The sequence below is a fragment of the Roseateles sp. YR242 genome, assembly GCF_900109745.1.
Classification (GTDB): Bacteria; Pseudomonadota; Gammaproteobacteria; order Burkholderiales; family Burkholderiaceae_C; genus Roseateles.
The window spans coordinates 212,980-234,646 of the sequence record NZ_FOAV01000001.1 but is presented as its reverse complement, the minus strand read 5'-3'; the positions used below and the strand labels follow the sequence as shown (position 1 = coordinate 234,646).

At 65.1% G+C, this 21,667-nt stretch carries 17 protein-coding genes; 5 read left to right on the top strand and 12 right to left on the bottom strand.

The window, feature by feature from the left end:
- Nucleotides 1-25 precede the first annotated feature (25 nt).
- Nucleotides 26-559 carry a hypothetical protein gene (locus tag BMY53_RS01035; protein WP_092942674.1) on the bottom strand — a complete coding sequence of 178 codons (534 nt, stop codon included), beginning with the start codon at nucleotides 557-559 and terminating at the stop codon, nucleotides 26-28.
- 151 nt (nucleotides 560-710) lie between these two features.
- Here BMY53_RS01035 and BMY53_RS01030 point away from each other — a divergent pair, with 151 nt between their 5' ends.
- Entirely contained in the window at nucleotides 711-3,272 is a 2,562-nt protein-coding gene (locus BMY53_RS01030) for a hypothetical protein (protein ID WP_143073868.1), read from the top strand.
- 106 nt (nucleotides 3,273-3,378) lie between these two features.
- Here BMY53_RS01030 and BMY53_RS01025 read toward each other — a convergent pair whose 3' ends face one another.
- Both BMY53_RS01025 and BMY53_RS01020 read right to left on the bottom strand, forming a co-directional pair.
- A complete protein-coding gene (locus tag BMY53_RS01025; protein WP_092942668.1) occupies nucleotides 3,379-4,263 on the bottom strand; it encodes a rhamnogalacturonan acetylesterase in 885 nt (294 codons plus the stop codon).
- Between the two features lie 50 nt (nucleotides 4,264-4,313).
- Complete coding sequence (locus tag BMY53_RS01020) at nucleotides 4,314-6,146, bottom strand: rhamnogalacturonan lyase B N-terminal domain-containing protein (protein WP_092942665.1); 1,833 nt, start codon at nucleotides 6,144-6,146, stop codon at nucleotides 4,314-4,316.
- A gap of 493 nt (nucleotides 6,147-6,639) precedes the next feature.
- On the opposite strand from BMY53_RS01020, the gene BMY53_RS01015 reads away from it, so the two are divergent.
- Nucleotides 6,640-7,377 carry a DNA/RNA non-specific endonuclease gene (locus tag BMY53_RS01015; protein ID WP_092942662.1) on the top strand — a complete coding sequence of 246 codons (738 nt, stop codon included), beginning with the start codon at nucleotides 6,640-6,642 and terminating at the stop codon, nucleotides 7,375-7,377.
- A gap of 145 nt (nucleotides 7,378-7,522) precedes the next feature.
- On the opposite strand, the gene fusA is transcribed toward BMY53_RS01015, so the two are convergent.
- The 6 genes from fusA to BMY53_RS00985 all read right to left on the bottom strand — a co-directional run bounded on the left by fusA (nucleotide 7,523) and on the right by BMY53_RS00985 (nucleotide 14,423).
- Nucleotides 7,523-9,625, bottom strand: a complete 2,103-nt coding sequence (gene fusA, locus BMY53_RS01010; RefSeq protein WP_092942659.1) for an elongation factor G — start codon at nucleotides 9,623-9,625, stop codon at nucleotides 7,523-7,525.
- A 300-nt stretch (nucleotides 9,626-9,925) separates the two neighbouring features.
- Nucleotides 9,926-10,726 carry a dienelactone hydrolase family protein gene (locus BMY53_RS01005; protein WP_092942656.1) on the bottom strand — a complete coding sequence of 267 codons (801 nt, stop codon included), beginning with the start codon at nucleotides 10,724-10,726 and terminating at the stop codon, nucleotides 9,926-9,928.
- Between the two features lie 222 nt (nucleotides 10,727-10,948).
- Nucleotides 10,949-11,410, bottom strand: coding sequence for a DoxX family protein (locus tag BMY53_RS01000; protein ID WP_092942653.1), 462 nt, complete (start codon nucleotides 11,408-11,410; stop codon nucleotides 10,949-10,951).
- On the bottom strand, nucleotides 11,407-13,299 hold the full coding sequence (locus BMY53_RS00995) for an amidohydrolase (RefSeq protein WP_177200655.1): 1,893 nt from the start codon (nucleotides 13,297-13,299) through the stop codon (nucleotides 11,407-11,409). The genes BMY53_RS01000 and BMY53_RS00995 overlap by 4 nt, the downstream gene beginning before the upstream one ends.
- Nucleotides 13,292-13,597, bottom strand: a complete 306-nt coding sequence (locus tag BMY53_RS00990; RefSeq protein ID WP_092943695.1) for a XapX domain-containing protein — start codon at nucleotides 13,595-13,597, stop codon at nucleotides 13,292-13,294. The genes BMY53_RS00995 and BMY53_RS00990 overlap by 8 nt, the downstream gene beginning before the upstream one ends.
- Nucleotides 13,598-13,769: 172 nt before the next feature.
- The gene (locus tag BMY53_RS00985) at nucleotides 13,770-14,423 is read right to left on the bottom strand and encodes a hydrolase (protein ID WP_092942647.1); all 654 of its coding nucleotides are present in this window, start codon (nucleotides 14,421-14,423) and stop codon (nucleotides 13,770-13,772) included.
- A 286-nt stretch (nucleotides 14,424-14,709) separates the two neighbouring features.
- Between BMY53_RS00985 and BMY53_RS00980 the strand changes: the two genes are divergently transcribed.
- Entirely contained in the window at nucleotides 14,710-15,336 is a 627-nt protein-coding gene (locus BMY53_RS00980; RefSeq protein WP_092942644.1) for a response regulator transcription factor, read from the top strand.
- A 315-nt stretch (nucleotides 15,337-15,651) separates the two neighbouring features.
- Entirely contained in the window at nucleotides 15,652-16,434 is a 783-nt protein-coding gene (locus BMY53_RS00975; protein WP_255369972.1) for a hypothetical protein, read from the top strand.
- A 51-nt stretch (nucleotides 16,435-16,485) separates the two neighbouring features.
- On the opposite strand, the gene BMY53_RS00970 is transcribed toward BMY53_RS00975, so the two are convergent.
- The gene (locus BMY53_RS00970; protein ID WP_404947844.1) at nucleotides 16,486-18,609 is read right to left on the bottom strand and encodes an ATP-dependent helicase; all 2,124 of its coding nucleotides are present in this window, start codon (nucleotides 18,607-18,609) and stop codon (nucleotides 16,486-16,488) included.
- 140 nt (nucleotides 18,610-18,749) lie between these two features.
- On the opposite strand from BMY53_RS00970, the gene BMY53_RS00965 reads away from it, so the two are divergent.
- Nucleotides 18,750-19,571: a hypothetical protein gene (locus BMY53_RS00965; protein WP_092942635.1), complete on the top strand. Its 822-nt coding sequence runs from the start codon at nucleotides 18,750-18,752 to the stop codon at nucleotides 19,569-19,571.
- A gap of 7 nt (nucleotides 19,572-19,578) precedes the next feature.
- Here BMY53_RS00965 and glk read toward each other — a convergent pair whose 3' ends face one another.
- On the bottom strand, nucleotides 19,579-20,586 hold the full coding sequence (glk, locus tag BMY53_RS00960; RefSeq protein WP_255369971.1) for a glucokinase: 1,008 nt from the start codon (nucleotides 20,584-20,586) through the stop codon (nucleotides 19,579-19,581).
- Between the two features lie 10 nt (nucleotides 20,587-20,596).
- Complete coding sequence (locus BMY53_RS00955; RefSeq protein ID WP_092942628.1) at nucleotides 20,597-21,664, bottom strand: ABC transporter ATP-binding protein; 1,068 nt, start codon at nucleotides 21,662-21,664, stop codon at nucleotides 20,597-20,599.
- Nucleotides 21,665-21,667 lie beyond the last annotated feature (3 nt).

Below are 21,667 nucleotides of genomic sequence, written 5' to 3'. Positions count from 1 at the left end.
AGGCGAGGCGAGTGGTCGCCTCCAGCTATGAGATCGCGCCCAGGATACCGAGTGCACCCGAGTACGCCATGCTGGTTTCCTCGCCCATGACGAATGGCTGTTTGGATAGCGCCCCACACCCTGCCCGAAACGCAGCCAAGCTCTGCGCATACAGGTCCAGCGCATCCTCCGGCAGTTCAAATCGCAAGCCGCAACGGCCCTCGGCCTCCTTGGCGTAGCGGGCACAGCCTTGCTCAATCAACTGCTCGTACGCGCGGCGAGACAGTGATGGATAAATCACATGCTCGTTGCCGAGCCGCGCCACGTGTTCGGGCTTGAAGCGCTTGTTGAGCGCCTGTTTAACGTCGATCACGCTCCAGTTTCCGGTCAGCGAGTGGAAGGTGTCCGCCTCGCTGTCGCAGTCCTCCACGCTGGTGGCCAGATCTTCATAGGCCTCATCCAGGTTGGCGCAGACGAAGTTGAGCAGGCGGCTGTAGTCGGTCTCCCATTGCTGCTGGCCGCTGTCGCTGTCGCGGAAGGCATGCAGGCGCTCTGGGATCTGGGCCGGTGTCCAGGTCATGAAAGACTCGGGGTTTTGCAGAGGTTTCCTGGGAGATTAGTCCGCCTCATCTCCGATGCTTGCTGATGGCGCAGGGGCAACAACGTTCCTACGCTGATGGACATCAGCTCCTCCTATCGGGCGTCCATGCGCCTGCGGATCGGTCAACGGCTTGCAGGCGATGGGTCGGTGGGGTCAGGAGCGGAAATTAGCTCATCGGAAAGCAGCTTCCCTGAGGACAGACATGAGAATTCAAGCGCCAGCCCCGAAGCAGCATGAGCCTTCGAGCCTGCCTCACAAGCATGAGTCAGCGCCACCACTCGAAACCGCGTCGCACGGGGTGTTCCGCCATGGGGCGTTGCAAGACTTGGTGGACCGGTCTCCGCGCATGCTCGCGCAGCGGCGGGTGGTTCAGGGTGTCCACCAGCGTCGCATCGACTATGTGGGCGAAGGTCTGGAGCGCCGGCCTCTCCACGCGGATGTGAAGCCAAGGGTGAGAGTGGCATTTCAGCGTATCAAGACCAGTCTTACCAAGGAGGATCAGCAGGCGTTTGAGTCTGCGTTTGGGGAGGACCCCGACAACCTGTCGCTGGGGCACCGGCTGATTGAATTGGCGCACGACGCCACAGAGCATGGCGAGGTGGATCTGGACAATGACCAGCACGTGATGGCCTTGTTCCATGAAGTGATGGCGCTGGAGCGGCACAGCCTGGATGCGTACGACTTCAGTACTGAACTGGCCAAGGTATTCGGCCTCCATGGCAGTGGTGCCTTGTCGGCGCCGGATTTGAGCCCCCCGGTGACCGGTGACGAACACGTTCGGTTGGTCAAGGCGGTGGGTGACGCCTTCAACGAGATGTGGGTGCGCGACGCCGTGCGGTCCGTGCGTTTGCGACCCCAAGGCAAGAGCGAGAAGGTGCGGGATGGGGATACACCGGTCGCGCTGGACAATCGGGAACACCTGACGAAGGTCTACACGGCGCTGGTGAGAAAGCAGCGGGAATCGTCAACCAAGGACGGGCCCGGCGCCTCAGCCATCTGGAGCGAGCGCGTCTGGGACACGGTCTACCTAGGTACGGGGCCCGCAGTGGCCTACCACATGGTGGCAAACCGCCTGGGAAGCGACCCGCTGCAGACCCTGGTGATCGGGCGTGTTCAGCCCTGGGAACCGGGCTCCAGAAATGATCGCGCCTTCAAGTCGGTGAACCACCCATTGGGTTGGATCAGCCCCCAGCGGGGCCGGGCGGACGATCCGGAAAGCTTCGCCGACACCGGAGAGTTTTCTGTAGAGGTGGCCGAGGTGTTGAAGGCCCATAGCGTGCTGCAGATCGATACGGACGTCCGCAGTGGCGGCGTCCGCAAGGCCGAAGCGGACCCGGCTTATTACGAGGTCGAGACCGGCCGGGGGACTTTCCGGGCGCGGCATCTGGTCTCTGCCTTGGGGATTGGCAAGCACAAGCCGCCGATCGACGTGGAGGACTTCGAGCGGCGGCAGGCCAGCGGAGACAACGTCCGTGTGCTGGACATGGACGAGTTCCACCGCCAACTCGGCAAGCCGGACTCCGAATTGAACAGGGTCAGGGCCCATCGAGGGGCCGATTTCAGCATCGTTCTGGCAGGGCCCAACGCCGGGGTGGATGTGGCCTACAGCGCCACGAACGCAGACATCAAGGTGACTTGGTTCGCGGCAAGCAAACCTGCCTGGGTCAAGGGCTTCGCGAACTACAAGATCAAGACCAGTAACCTGACTGTGGTGCTGGCCTACTTTGGTAATTACCAACGTGTGACGGGCGTGGGGGTGAATGAGGGGGTGACGGTGACCGCAGGGCAAGACCGGCACTCTGCGGGGGTGGCCGATATCCTGACGCGAAACGGCGTGCCGAGTGTGCTCAAGGCTTCCGAGGCACCCAAGACAGCGTTTGACTACCTCGTGTACGCCGTCGGCCCCGATGAATCGGCCTCGGGGGCGCTGGATGCCGGGCTGAAGGCGGCGCTGGAAAACAAGGCTGCCGACATTCCGGATGCGGACTATCGATTTACGCAGCCAGCGTCCATTGGGGGCACTGTGGAGCAGCAGAGAACGCGGGAAGAGGTGCAACTCGCTGCGGGGCCCGTGAAGGAAAAACTTGAAGCAGCATTGGCGCGCTGGTATGGCAGGGAAAGGGTCGAACGCGAGCCGGAGGCGGTCGCCAAGACAATTGCGGCCATTGAGTCGGCGCTTGGCGGGCTGGCGCCTTTGGCGGAGCTGAAGACGTCCGCCACCCTGAATCTGAGACTGGGAGGGGGCGACGACGGTACCAGCCTGGAAGTGATTGGCGCTCAGGCCGCCCGTGTGGCCGGCAAGGATAAGGCGATGGAGCCTGTCATATCGTCACTGGGCCCCACCGTCGTGGGCAACGATCAATTGACGCCGAGCCGCAGCCGTGCCGAAGCTTCCGCAGGGGTGCTGCCGGCCTACCTGGGCAAGGCGACTGGTGGTGTTGATCTGGCGACCGATGATCAGGTGGCCATTGCCGCCTTTGTCGCCATGGCGTTCGATCTTCCGCCGCTACTTGCCGACTATGTGACGCGCCGCATCATTCAGGATCGTGTGGGCACGGCGCCCAAGGCGACCCTGGGCGACTCGACAGGACTGCGGCCCGAAGAAGGCGTTCCGGCATCGTTCGGCCGCGAGTTCCGAGAAAGATGGATAGCCATCCTGGAGCGGCTGGAAGCGCTGACGAAACAGGGCTAAGCATGCTCTTCCCACCAAGCGCACAGCCTCGCATCCAGCCTCCATTGACGTTCCAACCCTCACCATGTCACCGGCGCTGACGGCGGTTCGTGTCTGGCGGTGGGTCTCAAAGCGGTGCCGTGTCGGCCATGGAGCTTGATGCAGCGCTTCCTTGGGAATCGCTGACCGGCCTGGACCGGGGTCTTGGGAACACCACGGCATCGGGCAGGCCCCGGAGCAGGCCAGCGAGGCACGCCGCATTGAGCTTGGCGCCTGCGTCATTGGTGTGGGTGTTGGCATCGGCGAAGAGTGGCTCGACCTGGGCTGGCCCCAAGGCCTGGTAGGCCTCGGTGATGGCGAGGGTGAGGTCCAGGAACAGGCCACCTTCCCGTTGAGCCACCGCCTGGCCCCACGCGGCGATGTCTGCAAAGTCCCGGCCGTTTTGCCAGTGATCCTTGTGCGGGATGGGCGACAGGACGACGGGGAGGGCGCCCGCCTGCAACGTTTCGCGCAGATATTGCGAGAGATACGCGCCAAAAGTCCGCACCGTCTCCACCGTGCCATCCGGCAGGTCTTCTGCCTGAGTCTCGTCGCCGGTCCCCGGTAGCGCGCCACGCTGCTTGGCCGCCGGGTCGCCCACAGGGCCACCATCGTTGTGGCCAAACTGGATCAGCACCAGGTCCCCGGGCTGCAACTGGGCTTTCACCGTGGCCCAGCGGCCCTCACGCAGGAAGGTCCTGGCACTGCGCCCGGCCATCGCGTGATTGGCCAGTTGCACATGGTCCGGGTCAAACCAGGGCGCCAGCCGCTCGCCCCAGCCCCACTGGCTGTTACGGCCGGCACTGCGCACCGTGGAGTCACCGACGATGAACAAGGTGGCACGGCGCGTGCTCGGCGCGGGCGGCTTGTCAATGCTCGCCGCCTCGGTGCGACACGGCAGTGCGAACAGGCCTGCCGCCAGCGACAGGCATGCATGGCGGCGGGACACCCGGGTCGGGAACGGGGCACTCATGCCCGAGCCCCCGCAAGACCGGGTCCACGCAAGACCAATCAGCGCGCCACTCACTGGAGGAAATCCACCGCATCCACCGAGAACGATGGCGACAGGTAACCGGTGGCCGATCCGCCGCCGATGGCGTTGATGGTCAGCGTGTTGGTCCCCACCACCAGGGCACTGGCCGGCACTGCAAAGCTGTAGGTGGTGTTGTTGCCTCGATAGGTGCCCACCGTGAGCGTGCGGGTCGAAGGCTGCGTGGAAGCGGCCGGGTTGGCCGATGTCCAGCTGTTGACGCTGATGGCCGGGCGGCCGTTGGCGCGGGCTGTCGTGATGCCGATGCGCACCGTGGTGTCCTTGATCTGCGCACTGGTCAGTGTGAACTGCACCACCTGGCCACTGTTGATGTCGCGCCAGAAGTAGGCCGGGAAGTCGGTGTTCGCCGAGTTGCCTACCGTGAACGTGCCGGGAGCCCAGCTCGACAACCGGACATCCGAAGGATGGGTGGTGGTCAGCTTGTCCCCGTTGCGAAGGTCGGTGGGCGTGCCATCCCATTGGCCGATGCGCCAGACCGCGCTGGCCGCTTCCGGATCACCGCTGATGGCAATCGTGTTGAGCGAGGTGGTGCTGCCCGCCGTGACGGTGGCTGTGCCCGTGTAGACCGCCAGCTCGTTCTTGTAGACCGTCAACGTGTATGTGCCCGGAAGCACGCCGCTGGCCTTGAAGAAGCCGTTGTTGGCGAGATTGGCGGTGGCCCAGTATTGCGCCTGCGCATTGGCCAGCCCCACCGTGTAGACAAACTGTGAATCGGTGCCGGACAAGCCCACACCGGCCACGCCGCCCCGCCCGGAAGCTGCCACATAGCCTTGCAACCCCACCAGGGAGAACCAGCTGGTGTCCGGTGCCGTGGGTGCGGTGCCGTCGTTGAAGATCAATGTGTAGCTGTTGAGCACACCGAGGCGGAAGGACTCTGTCTGCGCTTCCCCGTAGTTGACGATGTAGGTCAGCTCGTTGTCGGTGCTGGTGATCTGGTTGAGCAGGCTGCGATAGAACGGGCCACCGGAGCCGCCTTCATGGCTGTCCCGGTAGAACCACAGGCCCACGGTGCCCGCGCTATTGCGCCCGCCGAAGTAGGTCCAATCCTTGAGCCGCTGGTTGGCGTAGTGCTTGGAGCGCGTTTGCCCCGCATAGGTGCTGCTGCTGGAGAAACCGAACACGTCGCTGGATTCGACCGTGGTGTCTGTGCCCCGCAGGTCCTGGGGCCAGGTGCCATTGCTGGCACGGCCACCGGGAACACCGGCGTCCGGGCCATTGGGCAGGGCCGTAATCGGCACCCGCACGATGTAACGCACCAGGCCCAGCACATCGGGCTCCTCGCTGAACCAGGTGGCCAGGTAGACCCGCGACTCGCCCGATTTCAGGAGGTAGTAGTGCTTCAGCACGCCCCCATTGGCGCTGTTGCTGGTGACCGTGATCTTGATGAAGGCGCCGCCGGTGAGCACGCCGTTCTGCGCCGTGGATGCCGGTGTTGCGGCGCCGGTGCTGGAAATGACTTCCGCCGATACGCTGACGGCGGAGACGTTGCTGAACAGGCCGTCGGCACCGGAGTTGAGCTGCGACCCCTTGGTCTGGTTCTGGTACTGGACCCCGTTGTAGACCAGGCTGGAGATGTCACCCGCTGATTGGGTGCTCACGCCATTGTCGTAGGCCCGGAACTTCACCACCAGGCCGGCATTGGTGTCGACCTCGTACTGCACCTTGGTGGCGTCATTGCTGTCCCAGCGCGTGGTGAGGCTGAAGGCCGCCATGGCGGCAGGCGCTGCCGTCAGGGCAGCGACAACCACCGTGGCGCGTGCCATCCAGGCATGCCAGGCGCGGGTGCTCAAGCGGAGACTCAACATGGGCGGGATCCTTGCAGGTGGTGACCATCGGGTCAGGGCTGCGGATGGTCGCGTTGCAAGGCCCGCCCTGGCAAATAAGAAATCACGCCGGGCTCATGCGAATTTCGTTATTGCCCGCGTCATTCCTTCCCAACTGCCGAAAGCCATTGCATGGAATGCAATGGGAATTGAATGAATAGATATATCTCGCGACTCGGGACCGTACCTACACGTTTATCCCGACTGGCACGGCTCATGCATGTTTAATTGCGGCCATTCGCAAACGATTGGCCTCATCGACCTGACCGGTAACCGGGGCAGTCCCTCACGTCAATGACGCCATACGTCGTCATTGGCGGCCCGTGGTCAAGCCGACACGTGTTCGTGTCTTTGCGGCGTTCGGGCGAGGGAATGCAGTCGATACCCCATCATCGATCGCGACATTGCGACGTCACGCGTCTGGCTTTGCCAACCGAAGAAGGTCTCTCAGAAACCTACTCTTCAAGGCATCGACATGACTCGCAAGTTTTTCTTTCTGGTCGTTTTTTCATTTATTTCAATTTGCGCAAACGCCACCACGGTCACATTGGCCAAAGGCGGATTCACACTCACCTACGATTGCGACAACCGTGCGGCCACTCGCTACGAGTATGTGCTGACCGCTGACACCGGCAGTGCGGCCCGGCCTTCCACCTTCTATCTGGACCCCGACCTGCCCAGCGGCTGCAACGGCCAGCTTTCCACGGCCTCCTATGCCAGCGTGGCCACAGGGTGGGACCGTGGCCATCTGGTCACCAGCAACCACATGGACTACAGCACCACTTACATCAAGCGGGCCAACTACATGACCAACATCGTGCCGCAGGTCTCCAGTTTCAATCAGGGCATCTGGGTGCAGGCCGAGAACGTGGCCGAGTGTTATCGGGATCTGGCCACGGTGTACGTGTATGGCGGCCTGGTCTACAACGATGCCAGCAATGACTTCTTCCTGTCGTCCCACGGCATCCGCACGCCTGACTATTTCTGGAAGACCATCATCACGACGGACACCACCACCGGCGCCACCAAGGCCATCAGCTGGTACATCCCGAACAGTGCCAATCTGGGCACGCTGGACAGCTACATCGTCAGCATCAGCCAGCTGGAATCGCTGGTCGGTGCCAGCAATGTCGGCATCACGGCCACCTCCACCGTCAAGGCCATGAAGCCCAGCACCACCTGGGCCACCCCCAGCGGCTGCGACCTGAGCTGATCGCTGCCAACCTGGCTGGCCAGGGCCCGGCACGCAGGTGATGCGGTGCCGGGTCTTGCGCCGGAAAATAAAAAAGGGAGCGCCTGTGGAGGCGCTCCCTTCTGCGGAGCTTGCCGGTCTGCGGAGCTTGCCGGTCTGCGTCGGTTTACTTCGCCCGCGACGTCACAATCGCATCCGCCACATTCTTCGGCGCTTCCGAATAATGCTTGAACTCCATCGTGTACGTGGCACGCCCCTGCGTCGCGGAACGCAGCGACGTGGAATAACCGAACATCTCGGACAGCGGCACCTCCGCCTTGATGATCTTGCCACCACCGATCATGTCGTCCATGCCCTGCACCATGCCGCGGCGTGAGGACAGATCGCCCATCACCGTGCCGGCATAGTCCTCAGGCGTCTCGACCTCCACCGCCATCATCGGCTCCAGGATGACCGGGTTGGCACGGCGGCAGGCTTCCTTGAAGCCCATCGATGCGGCCATCTTGAAGGCGTTTTCGTTCGAGTCCACATCGTGGTAGGAACCGAAGGTCAGCGTGACCTTCACGTCCACGACCGGGTAGCCGGCCAGCACGCCGTTCGGCAGGGTGTCGATGACGCCCTTTTCCACTGCGGGGATGTACTCGCGCGGCACGACGCCGCCCTTGGTGGCGTCCACGAACTCGAAGCCCTTGCCAGCCTCCTGCGGGTCCAGCGAGAACACGACGTGACCGTACTGGCCCTTGCCGCCGGACTGGCGCACGAACTTGCCTTCCACATCGGTGACCGATTTGCGCACCGTCTCGCGGTAGGCCACCTGCGGCTTGCCCACATTGGCTTCCACGCTGAACTCGCGCTTCATGCGGTCCACGATGATTTCCAGGTGAAGTTCGCCCATGCCGGAAATGATGGTCTGGCCCGATTCCTCGTCCGTGCGCACACGGAACGACGGGTCTTCCGCCGCGAGGCGGCCCAGCGCCAGGCCCATCTTTTCCTGGTCGGCCTTGGTCTTGGGCTCGACCGCCTGCGAGATCACCGGCTCCGGGAACACCATCTTCTCCAGCGTGATGATGGCTTCGGGGTCGCACAGGGTTTCGCCCGTGGTGACGTCCTTCAGGCCCACGCAGGCGGCAATGTCACCCGCCAGAATTTCCTTGATTTCCTCACGCTGGTTGGCGTGCATCTGCAGGATCCGGCCAATACGCTCCTTCTTGCCACGGGTGGGGTTGTAGACCGAGTCCCCCGACTTCAGGATGCCCGAATACACCCGCACGAAAGTGAGCTGGCCCACATAGGGGTCGGTCATCAGCTTGAAGGCCAACGCCGAGAACTTCTCCTCATCCGTGCGGTGGCGAATGACCGGCTGATCGTCATCGTCCGTGCCCGACACCGGTGCAATGTCCAGCGGCGACGGCATGAAGTCGATGACCGCATCCAGCATGCGCTGCACGCCCTTGTTCTTGAAGGCGGTGCCGCACAGCATGGGCTGGATCTCGCCAGCGATGGTGCGCTGGCGGATGGCCTTCTTGATCTCTTCTTCGGTCAGTTCACCGGACTCGAGATACTTGTTCATGATGCTCTCGTCCGCCTCCGCGGCAGCCTCGACCATCTTCTCGCGCCACTCTTGCGCCTGGGTGCGAAGCTCGGCGGGAATCTCCTCGTAGCTGAACTTCATGCCCTGGGAGGCTTCGTCCCAGATGATGGCCTTCATCTTCAGCAGGTCGATCACGCCCTTGAACTGGTCTTCGGCACCGATAGGCAGCACGATAGGCACCGGGTTGGCGCGCAGGCGGTCCACCATCATCTGGCGCACGCGGAAGAAGTCCGCGCCCACGCGGTCCATCTTGTTCACAAACGCCAGGCGAGGCACCTTGTACTTGTTGGCCTGGCGCCAGACGGTCTCGGATTGCGGCTGCACGCCACCGACCGAGTCATACACCATCACCGCGCCGTCCAGCACCCGCATGGAACGTTCCACCTCGATGGTGAAGTCCACGTGCCCCGGGGTGTCGATGATGTTGATGCGGTGTTCGGGCAGGGACAGGTCCATGCCCTTCCAGAAGCAGGTGGTGGCGGCCGACGTGATGGTGATGCCGCGTTCCTGTTCCTGCTCCATCCAGTCCATGGTGGCGGCGCCGTCATGCACCTCGCCGATCTTGTGATTGACCCCGGTGTAGAACAGGATGCGCTCGGTGGTGGTGGTCTTGCCGGCGTCGATGTGAGCCGAAATACCAATGTTGCGATAGCGCTCGATAGGGGTCTTGCGAGACATGGCGGACTCCAGGGATAAAAGAAGGGGGCAGGCCTCGCCCCCATAGGCAAGCCGCCCGCCATCCGAAACCTGACGAATGTACCCAGAAGCCCCGGGGTCTGCCACCGGCGTGGTGAATCACCCGGGGGCGCTGGGGGTGCCTCGAAAGGGAGATGGCGGGCGGCGCTCCCAGGAGATGGGGCTCCCGGCTCAACAAAAAAGGGGGGACGGCGGTGAATCAATGGGTCGAAGTGGTTTGCGCCTTGCGCCCCCATCCCGAATCAAGGCCACCTCGGCCGCGGGAGTGATGCAGAGCCTGCCTTAGTGCAGATACTTGCGCAGGAACTGGAGGCTTCGGGCGTCAGCCAGTTCGGCCGCGACCGGGTCGAAATGGCGGCCCCCGCGGCGCGCAAAACCGTGGCGCGCTTCGCGGTAGAGGTGCAGCGCCACGGTGGGCAGCGGCGCCAGCGACCGGGTCAGGATGGCCTGGGTCGATGGCGGGATGAACTCGTCATGCGCCGCCAGATGGATCATCAAGGGGCAGGCCACGGTACCCGCTTCGTCCAGATAACGCTCGATACCGGCCCCGTAGTACACGACGGCCGCATCCGAGCGGCAACAGGCCGCCACCCGGTAGCTCAGCAGGCCACCCAGGCAATAGCCGATGCAGCCCACCTTGCGCGGCTGGCCATCCATCTGGCGCAGCCAATCCATGACGTGCTGCAGGTCATTGACCCCCTGGTCCACATCAAAGGCGCGGGACAGCGCCAGGGCGTCCTGACGTTCGCTGGCGTCGTGCTCCGAAAACACCACGCCGGGCCGCAGGCGCCAGTAGAGGTCGGGGCACAGGGCATGAAAGCCCTGTTCGGCCAGATGGTCGCAGACCTGGCGCATGTCGGCGTTGACGCCCAGCATCTCCTGGATGACCACGACCCCCGGCGCCGCCGGATCCTTGGCGCGTGCCAGATACCCATTCAGCGTGCCGGGGCGGCCGTCAGGCAAGGGCAGCAGGTGGTTGAAAAGGGCGGTGACGGGCGGTTTCGTCGCGCCAACGGCGTCGCTCAGGTGTCCTGATTCATCGGGGCGAGTTGGATCAGGGGGGGGAGGAGGGGTGCTGCTCATGAAGTCCTTGCGCCGCTGGCGGTCATCGAACCGTCATCCTGCCCAGGAACGGTGCGCGGCTCATCTCCCTGAGGAGGGCGACAGCGCCGACCGGACTGGCAGGGCCGGTCTCCCTCTGGTGGGGAAACCGGCCGGCAAGTTGATAAAACTCAACAGGCGGGTGGTGATTCAGGGCTAGGGAACCTCGGTCGCGAGGCGTGATGCAGAGGTTCGCTAGAGAGGCTAGTGGGGGACATGGGCGGCGGCGCGCCGCTCCTGCCAATCGGCCCAGGCCACATAGAGGAAGCCCCCCACCAGGCCCCAATGCTCGAAGAAGCTGTTCATCAGCATGAAGCGCTCCTGCCCGCTGGCGTCCCAGTAGCGGTTGGCCATGAAGGTGGCCGCCGCCGTGAAGGCCGCGAGGGCCAGGGCCCCGAGCCAGCGCCAACGGCCGCTGAGGATGAGCGCCGAGGCGCCCAGCTCCAGCACGATCACCAGACCGGCGAACAAGGGCGCGGGAGCCAGGCCAAAGTGGTTCATCTCTCCGATGGCGCCCTGGAAGTCGAACAACTTCACCAGCCCGCCCTGCAGGTAGGCGGCGCACAGCAGCAGCAGGGCGATCCAGCGCACCACGCCACTCACGCCACCGGCACGGGGCGTACCCCGTCCGGTGGCGCCCGTGACGTCTGACAGCGCGGCGCTCATACGGCCCAGCACGCGCAGCCCAGCGCGCCCCAGAAGCTCTTCAGATCGGACACCGGCGCGTTGCTGGCCCAGGACTTGGCATGGTTGTGCTGGTGCACGCCACAGCTGGTGGCGCAGTCACAGCTCAGGTTGCGCTTCATCGCCGCCTGCAGCGGGCGGCCTTCCTTGTCGCCCCAGGCGGCGTAACCACCGAATCGGCCCACGGGTGACCAGTCGGGCAACGGCAGCGGCGGTGCGGTTTCGTCATGGGAGGTGAATTCACCGGCACCCCAAACCACCTTGCCGCCCACCACGGTCAGCAAGGCCGAGGTGCCGGCAATATCGCTCTCCGCGCAGGCGAAGAAATCGCGGTCCGGCACCACCACGTCGGCCAGCATGCCTTCCTGGATGCGACCCTTCTTGCCTTCCTCGTTGCTGAACCAGGTGACGTTCTCGGTCCACATGCGCAGCGCCTGCTCACGATCCAGGCAGTTGCGTTGCGGCGTGAGCTGCAGCCCACCCACCGTCTTGCCGGTGATCAGCCAGGCGAGCGACACCCAGGGGTTGTAGGAGGCCACCCGCGTGGCATCGGTGCCGGCCGAGACCTTCAGGCCCTTGTCCAGCATCTTGCGCACCGGCGGGGTGGCTTCCGCCGCGCCCGCGCCGTAGCGTTCGACGAAGTACTCGCCCTGGTAGGCCATGCGGTGCTGCACGGCCACGCCGCCGCCCAGTGCCGCAATGCGGTCCATCGAGGCTTCGGAGATGGTTTCGGCGTGGTCGAAGAACCAGTTCAGGCCTTCCAGAGGGATGTCCTGGTTGACCTTTTCGAACACATCCAGCGCGCGGCTGATGGTTTCGTCATAGGTGGCGTGCATGCGCCACGGCCAGCGGTTCTCCGCCAGGATGCGCACCACGCCTTCCAGGTCGCCTTCCATTTCGGGTGGCATGTCCGGGCGCTCGACACGGAAGTCCTCGAAGTCGGCGGCGGAGAACACCAGCATCTCGCCGGCACCGTTGTGGCGGAAGTAGTCGTCGCCCTGCTTGTACTTGGACTCCTGCGTCCAGCGCAGGAAGTCATCCTTCTCCTGCTTGGGCTTTTGCGTGAACAGGTTGTAGGCCAGGCGGATGGTCAGCAACTGATCCTTGGCCAGTTGCTCGATGACTTCGTAGTCGTCCGGATAGTTCTGGAAACCGCCGCCCGCGTCGATGGCGCCAGTGATGCCCAGGCGGTTGAGCTCGCGCATGAACAGGCGGGTGCTGTTGACCTGGTATTCCAGGGGCAGCTTGGGGCCCTTGGCCAGCGTGGCGTACAGGATGGCGGCGTTGGGCTTGGCCAGCAGCAGGCCGGTGGGGTTGCCCTGACTGTCACGGGTGATCTGGCCGCCCGGCGGCTCGGGCGTGTCCTTGGTGTAGCCGACGGCGCGCAGCGCGGCGGCGTTGAGCAGCGCCCGGTCGTACAGATGGAGGATGAACACCGGCGTATCGGGCGCCACGGCGTTGAGTTCTTCCAGCGTCGGCAGACGCTTCTCGGCAAACTGGTGCTCGGTGAAGCCACCCACCACACGCACCCATTGCGGCGCGGGCGTGATGTCCACCTGGCGCTTGAGCATGCCCATGGCATCGGCCAGCGAGCGCACGCCGTCCCAGCGCAGCTCCATGTTGAAGTTGAGGCCACCGCGGATGATGTGCAGGTGGTTGTCGATCAGGCCGGGCAGGGCGCGCTTGCCGCGCAGGTCGATGACCTTGGTGCGGGGGCCGGCATGGGCCATCACCTCCTGGTCATGGCCCACCTTGAGGAAGCGGCCGTCCTTGATGGCCACGGCCTGGGCCGTGGGTTGCGCGCGATTGAGCGTGGTGAACAGGCCGCGGTGCAGGATCAGATCGGCGTGGACGGTGGAGGCTTCAGCCATGACGGATCTCCGCAGTGGAAGCGGCCGCCGAAGCGACCGTGGGTGTGGGGGGGACATCCGCGCACTTGGGCAGTTGGCCGAACATGTGCGGCTTCACCTGGTGCTGCAGCCAGGATACCTGGGTGGACGGGTCGCGCTGGACCATCTTCTTCACCAGCGGGGGCAACTGCTCACCCACCAGGATGCCCAGCAGGCCCACCAGCGCAATCACCGGCGGCGCGGGCGAGCGCACGTTGAACAAGGCGTAGATCACGCCCACCAGCAGGCCGACGGCCAGCGACACCAGATAAGGTTTCATCAAACACACCTCGACCAGAAAAAAGTCTTGCGCTGCATCACAGCACCGCATCGCAAGCGCCCCGTGGCGCCCAGCGCCTCCGGGGCTTCCTCAAGCAACCCGTGGAACCGGCGCTGCCAGGTCCACCGGATTCGCTCCCTGAGGAGGCCGGCGTCAGCCGGCAGGGGAGCGTTCAGCCCTCGTGGGCGTTGAACATGGTCTTGGCGTAGGTGATGCCCAGGCCATAGGCGCCGCCGAACTTCTTGGCAATGCCGGTCGTCATGTCGTAGCTCTCGGTGCGGGCCCAGTCACGTTGCAGCTCCAGCAGGTACTGCAGGGAGGTCATCGGGCGGGCACCCGCCTGCACCATGCGCTGCACGGCACGCTCATGGGCTTCGGTGGAAACGTCGCCGCAGGCGTCGGTGATCACGTAGACCTCGAAACCCTGCTCGATGGCCGACAGGGCCGGGCCGACGATGCACACGGAGGTCCACAGGCCCGCCAGCACGATGCGTTGCTTGCCGATGGCGTTCACCACCTTGATGACGTTGGCGTCTTCCCAGGTGTTCATGGAGGTGCGGTCGATCAGTTCCTGGCCGGGGAAGGCGGAGGTGATCTCCTCGTACATTGGGCCGGAGAAGCTCTTTTCGGCGACGGTGGTCAGGATGGTCGGCACCTTGAAGCCCGCCGCCGCGTTGGAGATCAGGGCGGCGTTGTTGCGCAGCTCGACCGCATCGATCGACTTCGTGGCGAACGACATTTGCGACTGGAAGTCGATCAGGATCAGCGTGTGGTCCTTGGGCGAGACGAGTCCGGCGCCGGGGGTCGGGGTAGCGGTGATGGCCATGGGGTGTCCTTGTGGTGAAACGGTGATCAACGAATCGGGTTGTGCACCCGACCTCGGCCCGAAGTCTGCGTCTCTCTCACCCGGACGTGATCTCCAAAATGGGAGGGGCCCAGGTGCCTCCACGGCTTTCCTGAGATCGAGTAGCCGGGAAGGCGGGCGCCCACCTCCCCATATGGGGAGGTGGCGACTACTGCAGGGGTAAACAAGGCTTCACAAGTCATCACTCGCCGCCGCGAGGGGATGCCGCGAACATGGCGGTCATGAGTTTTCCGAAGGAGTTGTCACCATGTTGAATTGGCCCACGCAACGTATCCAGGTGAGCGTCGCCTACACCGACCCGCTGGTGGCCATTGGCTTGAGCACGGTGTTGTCGCAGCAGGTGGACATTGACGTCGTCGAGACCGACGGGCGGCCGGCGCAAGGCCCGCACATCGTGGTGGCCGACTATGAGCGGGGCCTGAATCTGGTCGCTAGCCGCACTTCGCCGCGTGAGCGTCATGCGCCGGCGCCCAAGGTGCTGGTGATCACCGCCAATGACCGCGAGCATGAAGTCCGCTCGGCACTGGAGGCGGGCGTGGAGGGCTACCTGGAGCTCGGCTGCAACGTCCAGGACCTGGTGTCCGGCGTCCGCCAGCTGGCGCGGGGCTCTCGCTACCTCAGCGCCATGGCCGCCCAGCGCATCGCCGCCAGCATGGCGCGCTCCACGCTGACCGACCGTGAGCAGCAGGTGCTCGGCCTGGTGTCACGCGGCAAGAGCAACAAAGGCGTGGCGTTGGCTTTGGACATTTCGGCCGGCACGGTCAAGGCCCACATGAAGGCCATTCTCAGCAAGCTGGATGCCGAAACCCGCACCGAAGCGGCCAGCATTGCGATGGAGCGCGGCCTGATCGCGCAGGGCATGCTGGTGTCCTGAGCGGGCCACGCCCGTTTTTCGACTGGCACATCCGGGTAGATTTGATCAATGCCCCGCGCCGGGTGGCCATCGGGAATCCACGCCAGCGGTGGTGATGGATCGAGCCTCGGCATTGAGCGGGCGGCAGCTGGCACGGTTCCGAAGACATCACCGGCCCCTTGCCGGCCCCTTGACGCACGTTGGCGGCCGGTTGCCGGCCGGTTGGCGCGCTGGCCTATTTGGGTGGGGCCGAGCGGTGTGGGGCATCGACGGCCCCAGGCGGCAAGGGCATGCTGGCGGCGATTCTGTCCTCCTGCCTCAGAAAGTCTCCCAGCCATGAAAGTCGCCGTCCCTCTCGCCGCCCTGGGTCTTGCGCTGTGCGCGCTCACCTGGCCTTCACCGTCCCGTGCCCAGGTACCGCAAGAACTCAGCGATCTGGTGGGCGTGCGTGGCAGCTCTGGAGAAACCCAGATGCAGGCCCGTGGCTACCGCTTTGTGCGTTCGGCGCTGGTCCGAGACCAGTCGTGGTCGTTCTGGTGGAGTGATGGGCAGCGGCAATGCGTGTCCGTGTCTACCATGGACGGCCGTTATGCCAGCATCCAGCGGGTGCCGGAGCGAACCTGCCAGGGCGGCGGCGCCTCGAACGATGCACCACCCGCCGACGCGCCGCCGCAACGGCGCCAGCCGTACTCCCCTGAAAGCCACCCCGAGAGGCTCACCCTGGTCTGTTACGGCGAAGGAAGCCGTCTCACCTACACGCCGCACGCGGGTTATGAGTGGAACCACCGCAGTCACCGTTATGAGCCCACCACCGGCTTCGAATCCGGCAACGAGCAGTTCAACTCCGCCGTGCAGGTGGAAATTCGCGAAGGCATGGGCCGCATTCACCTGACCGGCAAGCTCATTCCGCCCCTGCACGCGGAAGGGGACCATGGCTGGTGGAACCTCAGCGAATTGCGGGTCACGCGCTCGCACATTACCGCCCGCTACCGGCTCAATCTTCTGAGCCGTCCTTCCATCGACATCGACCGCCACAGCGGGCTGATCGAGATCAAGGGCACACCGGGCTTTTCAGGCCGGTGCGACATTGGTGACTGGGGCGCGGGCAGGCGATTCTGAGGATCAGGCCCCACGCTGCGGACCGACAGTGTCAGCCCCAGCAGCGCGTGTTCACCACTTCTTCAATCGCGCTGCCACATCCATCGCCGGTTTGAGCAGCTCCGGCAGCGGCGCCTGCCGTTCATTGGCCGGCCCCATCTTGTCGAAATGGCGAGAGACCTTGCCCGGCAGAAAGCGGGACACGCTGGCATAGAGGTGACGGTCGCCGTGCCGAGCCTGCTGCGTGACATAGAAGCGCTGAGGCACCATCACTGACAGGTGGTCCTTGGCACGCGTCATCGCCACATACAACAGCCGTCGCTCCTCCTCGATCTGCGCCTGTGCGCCGGTACTGAGGTCGGAGGGCATGCAGCCATCCACGCAGTTCAGCAGGTAGACCGCATTCCACTCCTGCCCCTTGGCGGAGTGGATGGTGGAGAGGATGAGGTAGTCCTCGTCCTTGAGCGGCACGCCCGATTCATCACTGCTGGCTTCGGGCGGGTCCAGGGTCAATTCGGTGAGGAAGTGTTCCCGGCTGCTGTAACCCTGGGCGATACGCGCCAGCTGTTCCAGGTCCGCCAGGCGGATCGCGGCGTCCTCATGCAGGCGGTGCAGATGCGGCGTCAGCCAGTCGATGCTGCGTTCAAGATCCAGCGGCCATTCCGGCTGGTCCCGCAGGGTCTGCATCAGTTCGCTCAGCGCGGCCCAGTCCGCCGCCGCGCCGCGCGGGGGGTCAAACGCACGCAAGGCCGCGGACATATCGGCCGCGCCATCCACCGCGTCCACCAGCCGCCGTGCACTGGCCGGCCCGAAGCCCGGCAGCAACTGCGACACGCGGAAACACGCCAGACGGTGATGGGGGTTCTGCGCCCAGCGCAGCACGCTCAGCGCGTCCTTCACATGGGTGCTCTCCAGGAACTTCAAGCCGCCGAATTTCACGAAGGGGATGTTGCGCCGGATGAGCTCCAGCTCCAACGGCGCACTGTGCGTGGCGGTACGGAACAGCACCGCCTGGCGCTTGAGCCGCAGGCCTTGCTCCCGGCGCTCCAGCACACGGTCCGCCACCCAGGTGGCCTGGCGCGCCTCGTCATCCACGGTGACCAGCTGCGGCCGCTCCTCGGAGGTCTTGTCGGACCACAGTTGCTTCGCGTAGCGCTCCTTGGCCTGGGCAATGACGGCGTTGGACGCCTCCAGGATGGCCTGGGTGGAGCGGTAATTGCGCTCCAGCGTGATCACCCGTGCCGGAGGCTCAAAGCGCGACGGGAACTCGAGGATGTTGCGGACCTCGGCTGCGCGGAAGGAATAGATGGCCTGCGCGTCGTCCCCCACCACGGTCAGCCGCCGGCCGTCGGGTTTGAGGCGGTGGAGGATGGTGGCCTGCAGCCGGTTGGTGTCCTGATATTCATCCACCAGCACATGATCAAAACGCTGGCCGATCTCCCGCGCCAGGCTCGGCTCCGCCATCACCTCGGCCCAGTAGAGCAGCAGGTCGTCATAGTCCAGCAGGCGCTGGCGCTGCTTTTCCTCGACATAGGTGGCAAAGAGCTTGCGCAGTGCGTCGTGCGCGCTGAAGCACCAGGGGAAGTGCTCCTGCAGCACCTGGTCCAGCCGCGCCTCGCTGTTGACGGCCCGCGAGTAGATGTTGAGGCAGGTGGCCTTCAAGGGAAACCGGTCGGCGGTTTCCGCCAGGCCCAGCGCCTGGCGCTGCATGCCCATCAGGTCCTCGGCATCCGCTCGGTCCAGGATGGTGAATTGAGGGTCCAGGCCAATGCGCTGGGCATATTCGCGCAGCAGCCGCGCACCCACGCTGTGGAAGGTGCCTGCCCAGGGGAACCGCGGCGGCATCTGCGTGGCCCGCAAGCCCAGCGCGCGATGCAGCACCTGGCCCGCCCGCCGCTCCATTTCTCCCGCCGCGCGGCGGGAGAAGGTCAGCAGCAGCAAGCGCTGCGGGTCGGCGCCCGCCATCACCAGTCGTGCGACACGCGTCGCCAGGGTCTTGGTCTTGCCGGAACCGGCGCCTGCGATGACCAGCAAGGCACCATCCGCACTCGAGTCATCCAACCCGTGCTCCACCGCCGCTCGCTGATCCGCATTGAGTTCGGCAAAGACGTCATGGAACGCCGAGGAGGCCGTGGAAGCCATGGGAGCCGTGGGAACCGTGGGAACCGTGGGAACCGTGGAGGAGGGGGACATCATGAGGACGCCATCATAGGCTGTATGGATGACCAGTGTCTCGTGAAGCCTGCCGCCGATTCGCCCCCTTGGAACGGCGATTGCCTTTCGTCTGGCGTACGCTGACGGTTTCCGTAGGCACCCATCCACCGTGGAGGTTCCCCATGCTTCCGATCTTGCTGACCCTGGCCGCCCTGGCCATGCCGGTGATCGCCTGGTTGTCCCAGGAAGGGCGCTTCGGCCCTGACAACAAGACGCTGTCCGATCAATTCCCCACACTCCTGGTGGCCGATGGTTATGCCTTCTCCATCTGGGGCGTGATCTTCCTGCTGGACCTGTTGCTGGCTTTGTGGACGCTGCGGGGCCAGCGCCCGGTGTCGGCGCCGGGCCTGGCGGCTGTGCGGCATCGCTGCCTGGTGCTGATGACGGCGGGCTTCGCCCTGACTGCCAGCTGGATGGTGGTGTTTTCGCAGCGCTGGTTCTGGCTGGCGCTGGCCATCATCTGGGGCGCGCTGATCTGCCTGCTATGGGCGCTGATGCTGGTGGCACATGCCCGGCCCGCTGGCGCCTCTGCCTGGATGACCTTGCTGCCCCTGGGGCTGCACGCCGGCTGGTTGTCCCTGGCCGCCTTCCTGAACACGGCACAGGTGATCGTGGCCCAGCAGCTGCTTCCCACTGCGGATCAGTTGCCCTGGACGCTGGTGCTCTGGGCGCTGGCGGCCTTGCTGCTGCTGGTGGCCATCGCCCGGCTGCATCAGCCCATGAGCGCCTGGCCGGCGCTGGCCTATGTGGTGGCAGTGGTCTGGGGGCTGGTGGGTGTGTATGTGAAGCAGACTCGCAACGACCTGGCCGGGGCACAGACCTCGGCCTGGATCGCACTCGCCCTGGCAGGCGTGGTGGTGGCCCAGACCTTGTGGCTTCGGCTGCGGGGCGGACGGCCGCCCACGGAGAAGGACGAAGGACTGATGTCCTACCGCCCGCACTGAACCGGGTTCAGTCCCGCAAGGCTTGCGCGACACCGCGCAAGGCGGGCGATTCCTTGGCTTCGATCAGATAGACCGGCACCGTCTCCATGTAGGCGCGGAAGCGGCCCTTGGTGACAAAGCGCTCATGGAAGGCGGAGCCGGCCAGGCGGTCGATGACCCGGGGCAGCACACCGCCACCCAGGTACACGCCGCCCCGGGCGCCCAGCGTCAGCGCCAGGTTGCCGGCGACAGAACCGAGGAAGGCAAAGAGCAGCTCCAGCGTCTCGTCCGCACGCGCATCGCTGCGGGCGAGGGCGTTGGCGCTGATGCTCGGCGCGTCCAGGCCCGCCGGCACGGGCACACCGTCCAGCTCGCAGAGCGCTTCATACATCCACACCAGCCCCTGGCCGGAGACGGCACGCTCGGCCGATGCATGGCCGAACCGCTTTTGCAGCGCCGCCACGACGGCCTGCTCACGGGGCGTCACGGCGGAGAGCGTCACATGGCCGCCTTCGCCCTGCAAGGGGCGATAGCTGCCATCTCCCGCCGCCACCAGGCCAGAAACGCCCAGGCCCGTGCCGGGACCGATCAGCGCCATGGCGCCGCCCACTTCGGGCTGGCCGGCGTGGATCTGGCGCTTTTCTTCCGGGGCCAGCGTCGGCAGGGCCAGCGCCAGGGCGGTGAAGTCGTTGATCACCACCAGCCGTTGCATGCCGATCGAGCGGCGCAGGCCCTCGATGGAGAACGACCAGTGGTGGTTGGTCATGTGGACCTGGTCACCAACGATGGGATTGGCGATGCCGATGGCTCCCTGCACCGGGCCCAGGCCGGGCGCTGCGCGTCCGGTGTCGGCCAGGTAGGTCTCGATGGCGGCCTGCAGGCTGGGATAGTCCGCCGCTGCGTAGGTGCGGGCATCGGTCAGCGGCGCCTGCGCGCCGGCCTGCCAGGCAAAGCGCGCGTTGGTACCGCCGACATCGGCCAGCAGGCGGCCTTGGGCCGAAGCCTCATGGAGCGTGGGAGAAAGCATCGCACTCATCGTATCAGTCTCAGGCCAGACGCCTTTCGTTGGCGGCGTCGAACAGGTGGGCCGATTCTGCCGCCCATTGCAGGCGCACGGTGTCGCCCACATGCAGGTGGGGGTTGCCCGCCACCCGCGAGGTGATCTGGCCCAGCGGGGTGTCCACCAGCAGGTAGGTTTCGGGGCCGGTTGGCTCGATCATCACCAGCTGGCCAGGCACACCGTCATCCGCCAGGCGGATGTGCTCGGGCCGCAGGCCATACAGGCAACCCCCATTGCCGGCGATGGCGGCAATCGAGGCCTGCTGCTGCGCATTGACAGGCAGGGCCAGGCCCTGGGCGCGCAGCCCTTGTTCCTGGCGCTCGGCGGTGACGAAGTTCATCGTCGGCGAGCCGATGAACTCGGCCACGAAGCGGTTGGCCGGGCGGGTGTAGATCTCTTCCGGCGTGCCGAACTGCTGCACCATGCCTTCACGCATCACCGCGATGCGGTCGCCCAGCGTCATGGCTTCCACCTGGTCGTGGGTCACGTAGACGGTGGTGGTCTTGGTGCGCTGGTGCAGCAGCTTGATTTCCGCGCGCATCTCGATGCGCAGCTTGGCGTCCAGGTTGGACAGCGGTTCGTCGAACAGGAACAGCTTCGGGTCCCGGGCCAGGGCGCGGCCCATGGCCACGCGCTGGCGCTGGCCGCCGGAGAGCTGGCCGGGCTTGCGGTCCAGCAGGTGGTCAATCTGCAGCATCTTGGAGACACGCTTCACGGTCTCTTCGCGCTGGGCCTTGGGCACCTTGCGCATCTCCAGGCCGAAGGCGATGTTCTGGCCCACATTCATGTTGGGGTAGAGCGCATAGCTCTGGAACACCATGGCGATGTCACGTTCCTTGCTGGGCAGGTAGGTGATGTCGCGATCGGCGATGTGGATGCTGCCGGAGGTCGGGTGCTCCAGGCCGGCGATCATCGTCAGCAGGGTGGACTTGCCGCAGCCCGACGGGCCCACGAGGATCAGGAATTCACCCGCCTCGATGGAGAGGTCGATGCCCTTGAGAATGTCGGCCGCGCCGTAGCTCTTGCGGACCTGGGAAATGGTGAGCGCACCCATTGC

Bases quoted from the DNA above. Each gene is read 5' to 3' on its own strand.
- BMY53_RS01000 (WP_092942653.1), bottom strand. From the start codon at position 11,410: ATGAGCGCCGCGCTGTCAGACGTCACGGGCGCCACCGGACGGGGTACG.
- BMY53_RS00985 (WP_092942647.1), bottom strand. From the start codon at position 14,423: ATGGCCATCACCGCTACCCCGACCCCCGGCGCCGGACTCGTCTCGCCC.
- BMY53_RS00980 (WP_092942644.1), top strand. From the start codon at position 14,710: ATGTTGAATTGGCCCACGCAACGTATCCAGGTGAGCGTCGCCTACACC.
- BMY53_RS01005 (WP_092942656.1), bottom strand. From the start codon at position 10,726: ATGAGCAGCACCCCTCCTCCCCCCCCTGATCCAACTCGCCCCGATGAA.
- glk (WP_255369971.1), bottom strand. From the start codon at position 20,586: ATGAGTGCGATGCTTTCTCCCACGCTCCATGAGGCTTCGGCCCAAGGC.
- BMY53_RS01020 (WP_092942665.1), bottom strand. From the start codon at position 6,146: ATGTTGAGTCTCCGCTTGAGCACCCGCGCCTGGCATGCCTGGATGGCA.
- BMY53_RS01015 (WP_092942662.1), top strand. From the start codon at position 6,640: ATGACTCGCAAGTTTTTCTTTCTGGTCGTTTTTTCATTTATTTCAATT.
- BMY53_RS01035 (WP_092942674.1), bottom strand. From the start codon at position 559: ATGACCTGGACACCGGCCCAGATCCCAGAGCGCCTGCATGCCTTCCGC.
- BMY53_RS00995 (WP_177200655.1), bottom strand. From the start codon at position 13,299: ATGGCTGAAGCCTCCACCGTCCACGCCGATCTGATCCTGCACCGCGGC.
- BMY53_RS00990 (WP_092943695.1), bottom strand. From the start codon at position 13,597: ATGAAACCTTATCTGGTGTCGCTGGCCGTCGGCCTGCTGGTGGGCGTG.
- BMY53_RS00970 (WP_404947844.1), bottom strand. From the start codon at position 18,609: ATGATGTCCCCCTCCTCCACGGTTCCCACGGTTCCCACGGTTCCCACG.
- BMY53_RS00955 (WP_092942628.1), bottom strand. From the start codon at position 21,664: ATGGGTGCGCTCACCATTTCCCAGGTCCGCAAGAGCTACGGCGCGGCC.
- fusA (WP_092942659.1), bottom strand. From the start codon at position 9,625: ATGTCTCGCAAGACCCCTATCGAGCGCTATCGCAACATTGGTATTTCG.
- BMY53_RS01025 (WP_092942668.1), bottom strand. From the start codon at position 4,263: ATGAGTGCCCCGTTCCCGACCCGGGTGTCCCGCCGCCATGCATGCCTG.
- BMY53_RS00975 (WP_255369972.1), top strand. From the start codon at position 15,652: ATGAAAGTCGCCGTCCCTCTCGCCGCCCTGGGTCTTGCGCTGTGCGCG.
- BMY53_RS00965 (WP_092942635.1), top strand. From the start codon at position 18,750: ATGCTTCCGATCTTGCTGACCCTGGCCGCCCTGGCCATGCCGGTGATC.